The organism is Micromonospora sp. CPCC 206061 (assembly GCF_036906915.1).
Taxonomy (GTDB): Bacteria; Actinomycetota; Actinomycetes; order Mycobacteriales; family Micromonosporaceae; genus Phytohabitans.
This window is the reverse complement of the sequence record NZ_JBAKHX010000007.1, coordinates 19,735-36,225: the sequence shown is the minus strand read 5'-3', so window position 1 is coordinate 36,225 and position 16,491 is coordinate 19,735. Positions and strand designations below refer to the sequence as shown.

Annotated in this window: 12 protein-coding genes; 9 read left to right on the top strand and 3 right to left on the bottom strand. The window is 67.7% G+C overall.

The features are described from left to right. Positions 1-1,845: 1,845 nt before the first annotated feature. On the bottom strand, positions 1,846-2,943 hold the full coding sequence (locus V6V89_RS08130) for a hypothetical protein (RefSeq protein ID WP_334618372.1): 1,098 nt from the start codon (positions 2,941-2,943) through the stop codon (positions 1,846-1,848). Next, the gene (locus tag V6V89_RS08125; protein ID WP_334618500.1) at positions 2,943-3,263 is read right to left on the bottom strand and encodes a PadR family transcriptional regulator; all 321 of its coding nucleotides are present in this window, start codon (positions 3,261-3,263) and stop codon (positions 2,943-2,945) included. The genes V6V89_RS08130 and V6V89_RS08125 overlap by 1 nt, the downstream gene beginning before the upstream one ends. An 831-nt stretch (positions 3,264-4,094) precedes the next feature. Here V6V89_RS08125 and V6V89_RS08120 point away from each other — a divergent pair. Further along, on the top strand, positions 4,095-4,769 hold the full coding sequence (locus V6V89_RS08120) for a cytidylate kinase family protein (RefSeq protein WP_334618371.1): 675 nt from the start codon (positions 4,095-4,097) through the stop codon (positions 4,767-4,769). Positions 4,770-5,243: 474 nt separating this feature from the next. After that, entirely contained in the window at positions 5,244-5,627 is a 384-nt protein-coding gene (locus V6V89_RS08115; protein WP_334618370.1) for an HPF/RaiA family ribosome-associated protein, read from the top strand. Positions 5,628-5,799: 172 nt separating this feature from the next. Here the strand turns inward: V6V89_RS08115 and V6V89_RS08110 are convergent, their stop codons facing one another. After that, positions 5,800-7,134: an alpha/beta fold hydrolase gene (locus tag V6V89_RS08110; RefSeq protein ID WP_334618369.1), complete on the bottom strand. Its 1,335-nt coding sequence runs from the start codon at positions 7,132-7,134 to the stop codon at positions 5,800-5,802. A 253-nt stretch (positions 7,135-7,387) separates the two neighbouring features. On the opposite strand from V6V89_RS08110, the gene V6V89_RS08105 reads away from it, so the two are divergent. From V6V89_RS08105 to V6V89_RS08075, 7 genes are all read left to right on the top strand, one after another. Next, positions 7,388-8,026, top strand: coding sequence for a TetR/AcrR family transcriptional regulator (locus V6V89_RS08105; RefSeq protein WP_334618368.1), 639 nt, complete (start codon positions 7,388-7,390; stop codon positions 8,024-8,026). 557 nt (positions 8,027-8,583) lie between these two features. Then, on the top strand, positions 8,584-9,351 hold the full coding sequence (locus tag V6V89_RS08100; RefSeq protein ID WP_334618366.1) for a FadR/GntR family transcriptional regulator: 768 nt from the start codon (positions 8,584-8,586) through the stop codon (positions 9,349-9,351). Positions 9,352-9,671: 320 nt separating this feature from the next. Next, the gene (locus tag V6V89_RS08095) at positions 9,672-10,760 is read left to right on the top strand and encodes an enolase C-terminal domain-like protein (RefSeq protein WP_334618365.1); all 1,089 of its coding nucleotides are present in this window, start codon (positions 9,672-9,674) and stop codon (positions 10,758-10,760) included. Between the two features lie 107 nt (positions 10,761-10,867). Continuing rightward, on the top strand, positions 10,868-12,169 hold the full coding sequence (locus V6V89_RS08090) for an ABC transporter substrate-binding protein (RefSeq protein ID WP_334618364.1): 1,302 nt from the start codon (positions 10,868-10,870) through the stop codon (positions 12,167-12,169). Between the two features lie 3 nt (positions 12,170-12,172). After that, a complete protein-coding gene (locus V6V89_RS08085; RefSeq protein WP_334618363.1) occupies positions 12,173-13,117 on the top strand; it encodes a carbohydrate ABC transporter permease in 945 nt (314 codons plus the stop codon). Next, positions 13,114-14,034 carry a carbohydrate ABC transporter permease gene (locus V6V89_RS08080; protein ID WP_334618362.1) on the top strand — a complete coding sequence of 307 codons (921 nt, stop codon included), beginning with the start codon at positions 13,114-13,116 and terminating at the stop codon, positions 14,032-14,034. The genes V6V89_RS08085 and V6V89_RS08080 overlap by 4 nt, the downstream gene beginning before the upstream one ends. Before the next feature lie 54 nt (positions 14,035-14,088). Beyond that, positions 14,089-16,434, top strand: a complete 2,346-nt coding sequence (locus V6V89_RS08075; protein WP_334618361.1) for a right-handed parallel beta-helix repeat-containing protein — start codon at positions 14,089-14,091, stop codon at positions 16,432-16,434. Positions 16,435-16,491 lie beyond the last annotated feature (57 nt).

Below are 16,491 nucleotides of genomic sequence, written 5' to 3'. Positions count from 1 at the left end.
CGGCGGCGCGACGTCAGATAGCGAGAAGCCCCGGGCCGCCTTGGATCAGGGCGTGCACTCGGGGCTGAAGAACAAGAGGGACCGGCCTTCGGCCGGACTCACCAGCAAGAGAAGGCCTCCGGCGGGGGCACTCCGACTCCGGGATGGTGGAGGAGCCATCCCGTCCGCCGACGACCCAGGCAGAGCCGAGCAGACCAGGGCCAGGGCGCCAAGGTCATTCGTCCGGTAGGGCGCTCCACCTTGGCGCCCTGGCCCTGGCCCGCTCCCCTATGGGGTGGGTCGACGGCAGACGGGATGGCTCTAAGGTTCAGTTCCTAGGCGAGTTGGATTAGGCGCCAGGTGACGGACTGCCCGTTGTAGGGCGGCATAACGTTGCCCATAGCGATAGGAGCCGTTGTGCTCGGCGTTCCTACCACCTCCCAGACTCCGCTTTCTGGACACCGTTCGCCGGTTCGTGCCGTGTCACCGATGGCCATGCTTACCTCCCAAGGCGGTTCTGTAGGCGATCTCTACTCAACGGAACGAGCGCGTCATTCCGAGGTAACGCCGATCTCAGAGGGGGGGCCGCAGAGCGCCCCTCCGGCACTGTCCTGTGCCGAACACGTGCCCACACCGGCGAGTCCCGTCGTCGTCCTCAAGCAACTGTTTGCGCAGGTGGCAGCCTGAAGCGCGTATCTTGCAGCCGATCCTTCCGAAGGCGGAGCACAGTCCCTGTACCGCGCATAATTGGATCTATGGTGCTGCACCCGCGCCAGAGGGCGCCCGCCGCCCCGGAGGCAGGAAGCATGGGAGCACGGGCGGTTAAACCTTCCGAGAGATCGACCGAGATGGCCCAACCCGGAGACCGCCGACGTGGTATGACCAGGCCATGAGCACATCGGGCTTGGGTGACTACTCCTACCGCAGGGGTTGGGACGAAGCGATTGCTGAACTTCAGAACGAGGCTCTGTTCCCGCCTGACCCTTCCTGGGATCGTGAGGAGTGGAAGACGGTGGTGAAACACCTCGTGAGGAAGGTGGAGTTCGCGCGGGATGCGATCAAGCCGCCGCCAGAGGGATGATCACCACGGTCCACGCGTGACCCGTAACTAGGAACCCTCCATCTGGCACGTCGGCCAGCACCGTAGCCATGTCGCACGCCACCCGGTCACCGGAGAGCCGAACATGATCATCTACGACAGATCCGCGACAACCGAGCGCGACCAACGATGACCAACGTCGGCAGGCGTCGGCCGACCTCCCGCAGGTCAGCGCGGCGATGAGTCCGGTTCAAGATGATCCGTGCCTGTCTGGGGTGTATGGGGTTCAAATCCCCTCAGCTCCACATAATAAGGCCCTGACCAGGAAGAACCCCGGTTGGGGCCTTAAGTTTGTCTATGTGATTTTGAATCACCCCCCCCGCAAACGCCTGGGGACGACCACGTTCGTCGGGCGGGTGGGCCTGTCGGCGCTGCGGGGTGTCAGGCGTTCGTCTGTGCGGGGCTACCCTGCCCGGGAGGCCCATGGTCGCGGCGATCGGCGCTGGTTGTCGTCGGGCTGGCGCCGAGCCGTTCGAGGATGTGGGAGTGGTCCGGGGCCAGGGCGGGCTTGACATTGGTGCTTCTTGGCCACGGTGTCGCACTCGAATCCCGCGCCGGTAGTGGTGGCCTGGAGCAGCCCGAGCGCGAGCGACGGCCGGCCCAGCGCGCCGAACGGCATGCTGTGCGGTAGTACCCGGTCGTCGGTCATGGGCTGGCGGCGGAGTCCGGCGCGAGCTGATCCCAGCGCAGCCGCAGCGGTCCTTCGCCTCTCGCACCGGATCGAGTCCACGGCAAGATCGCGAGTGCCGCCCGCGGATCCGGCCTCTTCAGGAGGGGGCGGTCGTGGGCACTGTCTCGGTGCGCGGGCGGGGGAGTGCGGCCAGCGCCACGCCGAGCAGGGCGCATCCGCCACCGACGACGAAGAACAGGGAGAACACCGGCTGGCCCAGCCACTCCCACATCGGGCGCCACGACGGGTGGGGTTCGTCGAGATGGTGCCACACCGACGAGGGCACCGCGACGAGGGTCGGTGCCCACCAGAAGACCATGGTCACGTGGAAGAGGGTCGTGACGACCCAGCGCGCCGGGTGCCGCCCGGTGGTGCGGCGGCTGGCCCAGCTGAACAGCAGGAAGGCGACGACCGCGCCGGCGAGACCGCCGATGATGGCGAACGGGTAGACGGCCGGCGGCGTCGTGCGCTGGAAGCTCGCACTGAGGTACGTGGTGTCCACCACGGAGTTCATGGAGTCTGCGGAGTCCGCCTCGATCGCGAGTGTGGTGTTTCCGCGCCGCGCGAGGAGGGTGGTGGATGTGGGGAGCGTCGCCGGATCGCACGGCGGGCCGACGCATCCGTACATGTCGTGCACGACCGGCCGGTACACCGTCCAGCCGGTGGCCAGCAGCCGCTGCCGGGCCAGGTCGAGCGCCTCCTGCGGCGACCGGGTCGGGACGCCGCGGACGACGCCACCGACCTCCGCCAGCGCGTATTCGCCGCCGTCACCGAGCAGCAGGTCGTCGACGGTGGCCCAGCTGAGCGGCGCGCCGTAGATGGTGAACGCCGCTGGCGCGTCCTCGATGCCGATGAACTCCTGGCCGGGAAGGATCTCGGCGAGCATGGCCCGGGTCTGCGCGGCGCGGGGCAGCGGCTCGGCGGTCTCCCAGGCGGCTCGGGTGGCGAACGCGGCGGCGAAGATCCCGCTGATGATCGTGGCCAGGATCGCCCAGGCGCCGACGGTGCGGCTGGCTGGGCGGCCCAGGCGGGCCCGCAGTCCGTGCCGGATCAGGTTGGCGGCCTCACGCGCCGTCGGCCGGGTGCGCCCGGGTGGGGCCGCGTCGAGCAGGGTGGCGAGCAGTTCGTCGCGGCGGTGGGTGCGCGGATAGCAGAAGAGCAGCCGGCGATATCGCCGGGCGAGCGGCCCCGCCATCAGACGAGGCCCGGACGCAGGGCGCGCAGCCGGGCCTCGGCCGCGCCGGTGAGCTGGCGCAGGCGGGCCGTCTCGGCCGTCAGGGCGGTCAGCCCCGGTGCGGTGAGCCGGTAGTAGTGGCGCACCCGGCCGTCGACCTCCTCGTCGTGGTCGTGCTCCACGAGCCCCTCGGCGGTCAGCCGGTCGAGTGCGGTGTAGAGCGTGCCGGTGAGCAGGCTGACCCGCCCCTCGGAGAGCGCTTCGACCTCCTGGACGATGCCGTATCCGTGGCGAGAGGCGCCGGCGAGCGCGGTGAGGATGAGGAACGTCGGCTCGCGCATCGGTTTCACGCCACGGATCATATATAAATGATCAATATATCGTCAATAGATCAATCGAGCTACCGTCCCGCGTTCGGGCGATACCGATGCGTAGGACAGCCGTATCGGCCACCGAGGGTCCGGCCCGGCGTTTGCCGCCGCCCTGTGGTCGGGCTGCGGGATGAGGATCAGCGGCTGGGCGGCTTGCCAGAAGTCGTCCGGCGCCCCGGTACGGATCATGTCATCGCTGACGAAACGAAGATCATGCCTCAGTTACCCAACCGTCCATCTGAGACACCCCTTAGCTTGTCGTTTAACCGAGCGGGGCTGGTCTGCGGAGCGCAGTACCGGGCGCGGCGAGCGAGTTCGGCCACGCGGTGCCCTGCCCCGCTTCAGGCCAGATACCTGAAGCCGCATGCGTCCACTCTAGACAGTGGTGCGGCCTTGACGTGATCATGTGTGTTGTCTGAAGACACCCAAGACCGACACCAAGGCCGTGACGATGATTGTGCCCAACAACGCCGCCCGCGTCTGAACAAAGGCCGCATCGAGGTGCAACGACTGCGCACCGTGCCCTACGCCCGCCGCCGCGGACAGTGTCGCCGCGGAGAAATGGGCCCGGCGGGCCAGCTCCCGGTACCCCCGGACGCACGGCCTTGCCGCGTAACCGCCGCAGGCCCGCGGCGAACTCCTCCACCGGGCCGGCCGCGGCGTCCACCGGCCGTTCGGGTCGCGGCACAGAGCATCCCCAGGGGCAAATGGGCTGCGTACATTGTCTGAGGTTGATTGCTGACCGTACGCCGAAGCCAATCAACCTGTCCGCGAATAGACAGGACTAGGACGGGGCAGGACATGGACCAAGGCACCCGCGACGAGATGCTCGGCCGCCTGGCCGAGGAAGTCCGGTCCGTCACAGTCGCACACCCGACGCGGGTCGCCATCGACGGACCGCCCGCCGCGGGCAAGACCACCCTCGCCGACGAGTTGGCCGTCGTCTTGCGCGCACAGGGCCGCGACGTCATCCGCGCGACGATCGACGATTTCCTCTTCCCTCGGGCACAGCGCTATCCGCGCGGCGAGTACTCCGCCGAAGGCTGCTACTTCGACACCCACGACTACGCCGCCCTGAACCGGGTTCTGCTCGATCCGCTCGGCCCGGGCGGAAATCGACGCTTCCAGCACGCGGTCTACGACCGCACAGCGGATACTGCGCTGTCCCCGCCGGCCACGACCGCCTCCGCCGACGCCGTGCTGGTCTTCGACGGCGTCTTCCTCATGCGCCCGGAACTGATTGACCGGTGGGACCTGCGCATCTTCGTGTCGACCGCACTGGAGAAGACCGTGGATCGTGCCGTGATCCGAGAGCGCCGGGTGTCATCTCGGGCCGAAGTCGAACGGCGCTGGCGCGAGCGTTACATCCCCGCCCAACAGTTCTACTTCACTACGGTCCGCCCGACCCATCACGCCAACATCATCGTGCACAACGAAGAGCCCCAGCAGCCGGTCTGGGAGACCCAAACCCACTGACCGCACTCAATTCGGCAGTTCCGAACGGCGATCAGACAGTACCGCCGTTACGTGGCGTGACGCGCATATCAAGCAGGTAAGGATGCCGACCGGGCCTGGCGATAGTCTGCAGGAGTACGAGGCCAGCTTGGCAGAGGTATACGCCGGCCTGCACGAGATCACCATCGCCACCCGGGACGTGCACATCACCCCGGAAGTGCGCTTCGAGTGCGGCTGGTCGTGGGCGCTGGTCCACGGAACGTCACCGGTAGACGTGGATGGTCCACCAATACCGGTTCGCATCCGCAATGGCAGCCGCAACACCGCGATCAACAGCGTGCTGGCACGGACGCCCACCGACTTCTCGAAGTTCTACGCACCGTCACCGGCCTGGAGATCTACCGTGCAGAGACCTAGCGCCGGCCGTCGTGGGTTCGAAAACGGTCACAGGGGTACAGCACTCTTTGATTGTTCTTACCGCATCTAGGAGGTCCGATGAGCGCTGTCGCGAAGCCGGCCACAGTCCAGGAGTGCCTGCGCGTGGGCGCCGGTTTCTCTCAGGGTGACCGCAACTGGATTGCCGAGCAGTTCGGCACCCTGGATGCCCGGCTTGCGTCGTTTCACGCCGATGCGACGGAGCTGGAGATTTCGGTGAAGGACCGCGAGGCCCGCGGCCAGAAGGTCACCCTGGAGTGCTGGATCGGCGGGCGCGAGAAGATCGTCACCACCTCGAGCGAGGAGGACCTGCACGCAGCGGTCATGGACGTTCGTGACGATCTGCGTCGGCGTCTGACCGACGCGAAGACCAGACAGGAACCGCGGCACAATCGGCATTTGCGTGACGTCGCCCAGCCTGAAACGGGCGACTTGGCGCAGTGAACCTTTCCACCGTCGCGGCGCTGGTCAGGGTCGGTATCGGCGTGCCGTCGCTAGATGAGAGGTGAGGCTCCCGGTAAGACGGCGGTCGACCAAGACACGACAGTAGATCCAGGCACGCTTGGTGCGTGGGCAGCGCTGCCAGCGGCGGCGGCGGTCTGTTCCTGCTGGTTGGTTAACGGCATGGTGTCGGCCTCTTCCAGGGTGGCACCGGGAGCGGCGCGTCGCGCAGGAATGCCGTGACGACGTTCAGATACGCCGCGGGCTCGTCGAGGTAGATCACGTGGCCGGCGCGAGGGAGGCACACCAGCGTCGAGTTGGGCAATGTCGTCGTGTACTGCCGGGTCACTGCCCAGGGTATGTAGTCGCATCCGCCGGCGAGGATCAGAGCGGGGGTGTGGTTGCGTGCTAGCAGCTGGCGCGCTTCGGCCTGGGTGTGTGTGGTTCTCGCGTCGGGAGTCGTGAAGACGTTGTCGTACAGGCCGTTACCCGTCACATGTTGGTCGGGCAGGTGCGCCGGATCGCACACCGTGGCCGGCTGTACCAGATCGAGGTAGGTGTCGAAGTAGGCGTCTGCCTCCCCGTCGGGCACCAGCCGGTGAGCCGCCTGAGGGTTGACGGCGCCGAGGGCGTACCACAGCAGGAACCGCGGGGAGCCGGGCAGCAGGTCCTCCGCCTGCTCGCGTTGCCGTGGCGGCAGACGGGAGGATACGGAGCCGGCGTCGGGCCACTGCGCGTAGTCGATCGGCGCGGGTGAGGTGAAGATCGCCTTGGCGACGTGGTCGGGATGGCGTGCCAGGTAGCGCGCGACCAGGCTGCCGCCCCAGGACGATCCCATGAGGACCAGCCGGTCCGCGCGAAGCGTCTGGCGTATCGCCTCGATGTCGGCGACGTGGCGCCTCACGGTGTATCCGGCCGGATCGTCCAGCCGGGACGAGAGCCCCGCGCCGATCTGGTCGTAGACGTACACGGGGTAGCCCAGGCGGGCTAGCTGCCCGAGGTACCGGACCTGTGCGGCATTGGAGACGACTGCTTCGCCGGGTCCGCCCCCGACGACGACGATCGGCGTGGGCTCCGGCCTACCCGCCGCGGGCATCTCGAGGTAGGCGAGTCGGGAACCGGTCGACAACGTCCAGTACCGGACCCCGGCCGGTACCTCGGGCGGTTGCCTGGCGTCGGTACTCGGCAGGGGGCGCAGCACCGTCAGTATGGCCGCGATGACCAGACCGGTGCTCGCGGCAGCGCCGACGGCGATGCCCCACCGCCGCGGTCTGGCTCGGCGTAGCAGCCGCGCGGCGAGCCAGGCCCCGGCCGTGCCGACGGCCAGGCATGCCACCACGGCGACGCCGAACAACAACCCGACCTCGCTGCTGAGGATCGCCGTCGCGAAGAACGCGGCACCCGCGGCGAGCCAGGCCACCGCCACGGTCACTACCACGGCAAGACCCACCAGGATCACGACGAGCCCGCGCCACACCATGAGGTATCTGCCTTGCTCGCTCTCGCCCATCAGCACGCACACCGGCCCGGCCGGCTGTGGCGGGCGGTCCTGCGGCCTCGTCTGTCGAGCGTCATCCTCCCGGCTCCTTCCGCGCGGCGGGCGCCCCCGTGCCGGTGATGCTGGGACTCAGCGTGTCGAGCAGGGCCCGTCCGAGCACCGCCCCAACCGTCGCGATCGACAAACCCGGCTCCTGTCGCGAGTCAACGACCTTAATGACACGCCCGTGTCAACTATGCTAACACGGCCGTGTTAACATAGAGGAGTGCCTCGACTCGTCGATCATGACCAGCGACGGGCCGAGATCGGCGAGGCTGCCATCCGGGTGATCCTTCGTGAGGGCCTTGCCGGTGTGACGGTCCGCGGAGTCGCCGCCGAAGCCGGCTGGTCCACCGGGTCCTTGCGGCATTACTTCAGCAACCAGCACGAACTGCAGGCCTATGTCGTACAGGCCACCACAGAGACCCTCCGCCGACGGGTCATCCCACGCGTCCAGCGGCCTCGGCCTCAAGGTTCGGTGGTCGAACGGATCGCCTCGATCGTGGAGGAGATGTTGCCGTTCGATGCCGAGCGGCGCGAGGAATACGCGCTGTGGTCGGCGGTCGTGGAATGGGAGCGTCAACACCCTCCAGAAGGAGGCTCTGTGACATGGAAAGACCAACGGGCGCTGTACCGCCAATGCATCGCCGCCATGCGCGGACACGAGACGACCCACGAACCGAGCCAGGCCACGCTCCAGCACTCTGATGCCCAGGTCGAGCTCTGGGCGGCGCTCCTGCACACGTTCGTCGACGGACTGGCCGCCCAGATCACGAGCACACCTGGCGAAGTGTCCGCCGACACCGCCGCACAACTGCTGCGATCACTGCTGCAAGCCGTACCTCGTGCACGGCCAGATCGGTGACCGCGCCAACAGCGAGGCTCGGCCATAGCGGCGCCACCACTCCAGCCGTCCGGTGCTCTGCCAGCGGCGCCCAACGCGTCGGGGAAGGTCACCACGAACTGGCACAGTTGCTTGTCGAAGCCCGGATCTCCGCGTGGACGACCGTGAGCTGCTGTCGGTTCCCCTACGCCGCCGGGCCCAAATCCCTTCCCACCGCGCCGTCCAGTCGCATCCGGCCGCCCCATCGGTAACGCGCCCTCACCTGGGCGGCCAAAGCTTGCCGGTCGTCGGCGGCGGCGACCTCAACGGCACCGCCTCCGGCCCGCACCTGCCGCAACGGGATTGGATGGCCGCGCCATTTCGGCCCGCGCAGCCATAAAGGCATGGCCGGTTCGGACGGCCAGTGGGGCCGGACACCCGCGCCCTGGACTACCTCATCGGCGGCTGGGACGACACCGCTGGTCGGCTCCGGGACGGCTGCGGCTTCCGCGCCGTGAAGGAGCCTGGGGCATGGTGCGGCACGGCGCCGGCGATGTGGCTCGATGAGGGCGGACCGTGTGATGAGTCATACTCATCCGGTGGGTGCAACGGGTCACGACAAGGTCGAGACGTTCGTACCGGAGGCGGATGAGGAGGCCACCTACCGGCCGGGTTATTCCCGGGCGGCAGAGCGGATCCTGCAGTTCATCACCGAGCAGGGTTTCGTGCCGGGTGACCGGTTACCCACCGAGGCGCGGTTCGCCGAGATCCTCGGTGTCAGCCGCACGATCACCCGGGACGCGCTGAAGACTCTCGCGGCCACCGGCCGGATCAGCACGCAGCGCGGGCGGGGCATCTTCGTCGCCGATCCGGCGGACGCGCCGGTGTCGCCGGTGGCCGGGTTCGTGCCGACTGACATTGCCCACATCATGGATATGTTCGAGTTCCGAGGGGTGCAGGAACAGGCTGCGGCCGGCCTGGCCGCGAAGCGGGCCACGCCGGGCGAGTTGGTTGCCATCGACGACGCCCTCGAGGCGTATGCCCGGTCGCTGGAGGCTGCGGATCCGAGGGTGATGGCGGCCGCCGACGAGTCCTTCCACTGTGCCGTCGCCAGGGCTGCCCACAATGGGTTCTTGCTCGACTCGATCGCGACCGTTCAGGGTCTGCAGCGGCGGGTGGTGACGGCGGCGTTCGGCGGATTCAGCGGTGGTCCGGTGGCCACCGCTTTGGCGGAACACCGTCAGATCTTCGAGGCCGTCCGACGCGGAGACGCCGAACAGGCAGGCCTTGCGGCCCTGGCGCACGTCGAGCGCACCCGCCTGAGTTACCAGGCGGAGATCGGTCGGCGAGTCTTCCGGTCGTACTGACCGCAAGCACGGGGGCACGACCACAGGCAGATATCTGTCGTTCTCGACTTTCCAAGACTTGCTCCATCTGCTTCAAATGAAGCAGGTTAATAATCCCCGCGGTCCAGCGCGTGCCGAAGGAGCGCCTGCCTCATCACCGCCCCACAAGGGACAAAAGCGGATGATATGCCCTATGTTGGAGTCCATCGCTGCCGCGATCATGTCCAAGATGGGTCCTACTCATTGCGATTAATGACTGGTATGTTGTACGCCTCGCACAAGATGTACCAGCTTCATTGACTGCAGATGCCGTGCCGCCCCCGCCCAGGACCGGAGTCACCGTGCGCATCACCCACGTAGAAGCCTTCTCTACCGACGTCGCCGCTCCGGATCCGCCCTTCCGGTGGCGTGACGGGTTGCGCGGCGGGTCCGGCGGACAGGTCGGCATCATCCGCATCGGCACCGACACGGGCGCGACCGGTGTGGCGACCGCGCAAAAGCCGGGCTCCGCCGTCGTTCTGCGGGATCTCGTCGACCGTGTGCTGCGCCCGGAACTGGTCGGCGCCGACCCGTTGCAGCGCGAGTGGCTGTGGGAGCGCCTCTGGAACGTCGACCGCACCGAGTATCTGCCTATTCACCTGCTCGGCCTCGTCGACACAGCGCTGTGGGACCTGGCCGGGCGGGTGCACGGCGCCCCGTGCTGGCAACTGCTCGGCGGCTACCGCACGCGCATCCCCGCGTACGCGTCGACCGTGACCTTCGATTCGATCGAGGAGTACCTGGACGTCGCGGATCAGTGTTTGGCGCTCGGCTATCCGGCCATCAAGCTGCACGCCTGGGGTGATCGCGATCGCGACATCCGGCTGATCCAGGCGCTGCGCGCGCACGTCGGTCCGGACGTTCCGTTGATGTACGACGGCTCCGCGGCGTTCGACCTCGCGGACGCTGTCCAGGTCGGCGACGCCCTGACCGAGTGCGGCTACCTCTGGTACGAGGAACCGATCCGGGAGTACAGCATCACGGCGTATCGGTGGCTCGCCGAGCGGGTCGGCGTGCCGCTCAACGTGGCCGAGACGATCCCCGGTGTGCATCTGAGCACGGCCGACTTCCTCGCTGCCGGTTGCGCGACCTACGTCCGGACGAGTGCGGCCCTGCGCGGCGGAATGACCGGTGCGATGCGGATCGCCCATCTAGCGGACGCCTACCGGCTGCGCGCCGAGGTGCATGGCAACACTCAGTCGGCCCGGCACCTGTGTATGGCGATCCCCAACACCACTTACTACGAGTCCCTCGTGACCGCCAACCCCGTGCGCAAGGAACCGGGCATCGAACCGGACGGCTCGGTCCTGGCGCCCCGCGACCACGGGATCGGCCTCGCACCCGGGCCGGCGTATCCCGCCGCGCTCGAGGAGTACGTATGCGCCCCGTGACCGGCTTCCCGCATCGCCACGACGACATGACCATTCCTGGGAGGAAATACATGATTACCCCGCCGACCAGGCCAGGCCCGCGTCGAGCCCGTGCGCTGGTGGCCGTGATGACGGCCGCATTGCTGGTCACCGCCTGCGCGAACGCCGACCCCAACCGGGCCGGCGCCCCGCAGGCCACCGCCGGCCCGTTCAGCCCGGCGCCGCAGGATCCGTCGAGCGAGATCACTGTGTGGGTGGACGCGACCCGGACCGCCGCGGTCGACGCCTACCGCAAGGCGCACCCGGAGGTGAAGGTCAAGGCGGTCACCTACAGCGGCGGCGCGAACGGAAGCACCGAGCTGCGGACCAAGATCGAGCTGTTCGACCGTACCGGTGAAGGGTGGCCCGACGTTGTCTGGCCGAACGTCCAGGACCTCGCCTGGGCGACCACGGGGGCGACCCCGTTCGCCGCTCCACTTGACACGCTGGTCGACAGGTCCGTGCTCGACGGGTACGTCAAGGGCGCGCTCGACCAATGCACAGTGGGCGGAAAGGTCTACTGCCTGCGCAACGATCTGGCCCAGAACGTGCTCTGGTACAACAAGAAGCTCATGGATCAGTTCGGCTACCAGGTCCCCACGACCTGGGAGCAGTGGCAGCAACTGGGCCTGCGGGTGGGCAAAGAGCACCCGGGATATCTGGTCGGTGAGGTGGGAAGCCCGACTACGCCACACGTGTACTTCTGGGGCAGCCAGTGCCCGGTCAGCGTTCTCACCGGGGACAAGACGGTGACCGTCGACCTCCGGGACCCCAAGTGCACGAGGATGGCGCAGCTGCTCGATCCGTTGCTGAGTGCCGGTGTGCTGGGCACCCGTAACAAGTGGGACACCGGCTTCATCAAGGAGCAGGCCGCCAAGATCCTCATGATGCCGGGGCCCGCTTGGTACGGCCAGGCATTGTTCAACGCCGGCTACCACACCCCCAAGGGAGAGATCGCGGCCGCTGCACCGCTGAAGTTCGCGGCGGACGCCGAGACCTGGACCGGCGCCGTCGGCGGGGGGATGTGGTTCGTCTCCTCGCACAGTCGCAACCTCAAGGCCGCCGTCGACTTCGCCACCTGGGTCACCACCGACCCCGGATACACGGCGACCGCCGCGACCTACCCCGCCTACGGCCCTGCGGCAACCGGCTGGCTGGCGGCCCAGCAGGCGTCCGGCTACTACGCCAACGACATCGGCCCGGTCCTGCAACAGGCCGCCCCGCGGATCTGGACCAAGTGGGCGGTCAGCACGCTGTACAGCCAGGAGGCGATCTACGCCGCGACCATGGTGCCGGCGCTCTCCGCCGGCAAGTCCGTCTCATCGCAGATGGACGTGTGGCAGCAGGCGATCGTCGACAAGGCCACCGCATTCGGCTACAAGGTCAACTGATCGATGGTGGCGACCGGGACTCCCCAGGCCCGGGTCGGCGCGAGCCGGCCCGGTATCCGGGCGGCGAAGCCCCGCAGGCGGCGCGTCGGCAGCGGCCGTGTCGGCTACCTCTTCGTGGCCGGCTACACGATTCTCCTGCTGCTGTTCGGCGTGGTGCCGGTGGCCTATGCCCTGTGGCTGTCGGTGACCAACTCCAGCGGGCAGTTGGTGGGCCTGGGCAACTTCACTCGGGTGTTCGCCGACTACCGGTTCGGCTCGGCCTTCGCCCACATCGGGCTCTACCTGACCCTGTGGCTCATCAGCCTGATGGTGCTGGTGGTGACGCTGGCCGTGATGCTGCACGGCCGGCTGAAGCGGACGAGCGCGTTGGTCCGGTTCGTCTGCTACCTGCCGGGTGCTTTCGCCGGAGCGTCGAGCGTTCTGATCTGGCTGATCCTGCTCGACCCGGTCGCGAGTCCGGTCGGTCCGGTGCTGCGGGCAGTCGGCTGGCGCAGCGCGGCACAGGTCGTGGCGCCGGAGAATCTGCCGGTGATCTTCACGATCATCGCCTTCTGGACGGGCGCCGGCAGCTGGATCGTCATCATGTACGGCGCGCTCAACGGTATTCCGGACGAGGTCATCGAGGCGGCCCGGATCGACGGGGCCGGCGCAGTGCAGACCGCACTTCGGATACAGATCCCGATGTTGCGTAAGTGGATCGCGTACATGTTGATCCTCGCCTTCGCCGGCGGGGCCCAGCTGTTCGTCGAACCGCAACTCGTGGGTACGGCAAGCTTCGGACAAGTGCCCGACGACTGGTCGCCTAACCAACTCAGCTACCAATACGCCTTCGTCGCTGCCGACTTCAACGGCGCGGCGGCCATCGCGGTCGTCCTGCTCGTGCTGAGCCTCGGCTGCGCCGCAGCCGCGGTGTTCAAGGCTGGGCTGTTCGAGAGGGGCCATTCGTGACCAACCCGTCGTCGATCGCGAGCCGGGTTCCCGCCGGCCGGAACAGGGCGGGTGCGACGTCAGTGGGCGCCCGGGTCGCCTGGGTGATCGTAGTCGGCGTCTTCGTGTGCTTCTTCGCCTTGCCGATCGTCTGGGTGCTGCTCGCCCCAACCCGAAGCGACGCGGGAATCGTGCACGGTGCTCCGTTGACCTTCGGCTCGCTGGACGACCTCGCGGCCACCTGGCGGCACCTGTACGACTTCCAGTCGCACGCGATCGTCACCTGGGTAGGCAATTCGGCGCTGTATTCGTTCTCGGCGCTCGCCATCACGCTGGTCACCGCTGTGCCCGCCGGCTACGCGCTGGCCACAGCCCGCTTTCGAGGGAGGGTCGCGCTGTTGACGGCCACCCTGATGGTGATGCTGATGCCCAACGCCACCCTGGTGCTGCCGCTATACCTCGAGATGAACGCGCTCGGCCTGGACGGCTCCCGGTTGAGCGTCATCCTGCCGCTCTCGTTCTTCCCGTTCGGGGTGTACCTGACCTACATCTACTACGCCACTACCGTCTCCGGCGACCTGCTGGCCGCGGCCCGCATAGACGGCGCGAGCGAGTGGATGGTCTTCTGGCGGATCGCGCTGCCCTTGGCCCGGCCGGTGGTCGCTCTGGTCGCCTTCTTCAGCTTCGTGCACAGCTGGAACAACTTCTTCCTGCCGTTCGTGATGCTGCCCGACAGCCAGCAGTATCCCGCCCAGGTAGGGCTGAACAACCTGTTGACCGCCTCGCCGATGTTCAACGCCTCGAGCGGTATCTCGGAGATCCTTCGGCCCGAGCTCGCGCTGGCTGCCCTGCTCACCAGCATCCCGGTCCTGATTGTCTTCCTCTTCTCCCAGCGCGCACTGGTCTCCGGCATGACCGCCGGGGCGACGAAGGAGTAGCCGTCCATCCGGGTCACCGCCCTTCCGCAACCGCCGAGCAAGGAGTGGAACGCCATGAACCTAAGTAGGCGAGCAGCCGTGGCGACCGTCGTCGGAGTCGTACTGGCCGGGAGCCTGGTGCCCGCCGGGCCGGCGCACGCGGCACCGCCCTGCACCCTCTACGTCTCCGCGTCGGGCAGCGACGGTAACGCCGGAACCTCACCGGATCGCCCCTGGGCGACCTTGGAACGGGCGCGGGACCACATCCGACAGCACGGGCTCAACAAGGACATGCGGGCCGACCTCCGCGTCTGCCTGCGCGGGGGCCGGCATACCCGGACGGCCACCTTCAACCTGACCGAGGCGGACTCGGGTTCCAACGGGTTCAAGGTCGTCTACCGGGCGCATCCGGGTGAGGCGCCCATCATTGACGGTGGTAAGGCCGTCACGGGCTGGACCCGGGTAACCGACCGGCCTTACTTCGTGGCCGACGTGCCGGAGTCGGCGGGCTACGCCGAATACTTCCGGCAGCTCTACGTCGGCGGCCGGCGGGCTCAGCTGGCGATGGGCAAGGGCATCGTGGGCAACGGCTTTTTCGATGAGGCGTCGATCCCCAACCCGCCAGCCAACCCGGAGCGGCCGACCCGCTCCTACGACGGCGTGCAGTTCCCGGCGGCCAGCGTTCCGGCGTACACCAACGTCCGCGACATTCGGCTGCTGCACATCGCGATCGGCTTCAAGATCGACTACTTCCCCGTCGTGGACATCAGCGCGAGCGGCGCCAATAAGCGGGTGCGCCTGGCACAGCCGCACTTCCAGGCGCGGCTGAACCGCGACGACGGCTTCTCGCTGGACTACGACGACACCTTCTACGTGCTCAACGCGTTCGAGGAGTTGGACTCCCCGGGCGAGTGGTACCTGAACCGGGCGGCGAACAAGGTGTACTACTACCCGCGGGCGGGAGAGGACGTCAACCAGGCCGGGGCGTACGTGCCGGTGGTGGAGACGCTGGTGAACGTGGCCGGGTCCAGCCCGTCCGCGAAGGCGAGTGCGATCGCGTTCGACGGCATCACGTTCGAGCACGGAAACTGGCTGCTGCCTCGCGACCGGTTCATCGGCGGCACGCAAGCGGAGGCGCAGTACGCGGACGACCCCTTCAAGGATCCGAACCACGACGGCTACGGCGGCGAGGTGCCCGGTCAGATCAAGCTGACCAACACCCGGGACATCACGTTCGCCAACAACACCGTGCGCAAGATGGGCAGCGGCGGACTGCAGCTGCTGACCGGGGCCGAGGCCGTCACCGTCACCGGCAACCTTTTCCACAACCTGACCGCCGCCGGCGTCATCGCCGGCCGGTGGATGGACGTGCACGTCAACGGCGCCCAGCGCACCAGGAACCTAACGATCAGCAACAACGTCGTGACCGACATCGGCGACGACTTCTTCCCGGCGACCGGGATCAGCCTGATGAACACCTACAACGTGGCGGTCACCCACAACCTCGTCTACGACACCGCATTCATGGGCTTCCATCAGCGCAAGGCGGAGGAGTACAGCCTCCTCGACGGGGTGGACGGGATCGGCAAGACGACGTTCAGCCACAACGAGGTGTACAACGCCACGTCCAAGGTGTCCTGGGGGGTGCACGACTCGGGGGCCGTCTACTCGTTCGGTTCGTGGCCGGGCAGCGTGTTCAGCCACAACTATGTGCACCACGCGACATCGACCGCGAACTACTACAGCGACAACCAGAGTCACCAGACCCGCTGGGACTACAACGTCGGGCAGGGCGGGCGGTTCGACTTCTCCCCGCGTTACCGCCAGCCCCTGTCGGTGTACGCCTCGCACAACTACACCGACTTCGCCAACAACTGGCTCAGCGGGGCCATCTACGACGGCGACGGGCCACCGCATGTGGTGACAGATGGTGCGTGGCCGGCCGAGGCGCGGACCATCATGAACCAGGCGGGCCTGGAACCGGCGTACGCCGGGCTGCGGTGGAAGGTGCCCAGGGAGAACCTGGCCGACCACTCCACCGTGTCGCAGCGCAGTGCCTGGGACAGCGGCCTCGGCAAGCTTTGGGACGGCGTCACCGAGACCGGCGAGGCAAGCTCCAGCGTGAACGAGTCCTGGGTGCAGTTCGATCTCGGCGCCGACTACGAGCGGTTCGCCTTCACGATCCAGCAGGACAACTGCTGCACCTGGATGACCACCCACTGGAAAGTGCAGCGGTGGAGCGCCAGCCAGAACGCCTGGATCGACATCATGCCCTACCAGGCGATCAACACGGCGGCGCCGGTCGTCTACCGGCCGCCGGCCGACGTCGCCACCACCAACATCCGGCTCTACGTGCGCAACAGCAACCAGAACGGAAGCGTCGGCGTACAGGAGTTCAGCGCGACCGGCGTGCGGAAGTAGCGGCCTCAACATCACGCGGCGGGCGTGGCGCAGCGGGCGGGTGCACCGAGTCGTGCG

Bases quoted from the DNA above. Each gene is read 5' to 3' on its own strand.
- V6V89_RS08085 (WP_334618363.1), top strand. From the start codon at position 12,173: ATGGTGGCGACCGGGACTCCCCAGGCCCGGGTCGGCGCGAGCCGGCCC.
- V6V89_RS08125 (WP_334618500.1), bottom strand. From the start codon at position 3,263: ATGCGCGAGCCGACGTTCCTCATCCTCACCGCGCTCGCCGGCGCCTCT.
- V6V89_RS08115 (WP_334618370.1), top strand. From the start codon at position 5,244: ATGAGCGCTGTCGCGAAGCCGGCCACAGTCCAGGAGTGCCTGCGCGTG.
- V6V89_RS08110 (WP_334618369.1), bottom strand. From the start codon at position 7,134: ATGGGCGAGAGCGAGCAAGGCAGATACCTCATGGTGTGGCGCGGGCTC.
- V6V89_RS08075 (WP_334618361.1), top strand. From the start codon at position 14,089: ATGAACCTAAGTAGGCGAGCAGCCGTGGCGACCGTCGTCGGAGTCGTA.
- V6V89_RS08090 (WP_334618364.1), top strand. From the start codon at position 10,868: ATGACGGCCGCATTGCTGGTCACCGCCTGCGCGAACGCCGACCCCAAC.
- V6V89_RS08130 (WP_334618372.1), bottom strand. From the start codon at position 2,943: ATGGCGGGGCCGCTCGCCCGGCGATATCGCCGGCTGCTCTTCTGCTAT.
- V6V89_RS08120 (WP_334618371.1), top strand. From the start codon at position 4,095: ATGGACCAAGGCACCCGCGACGAGATGCTCGGCCGCCTGGCCGAGGAA.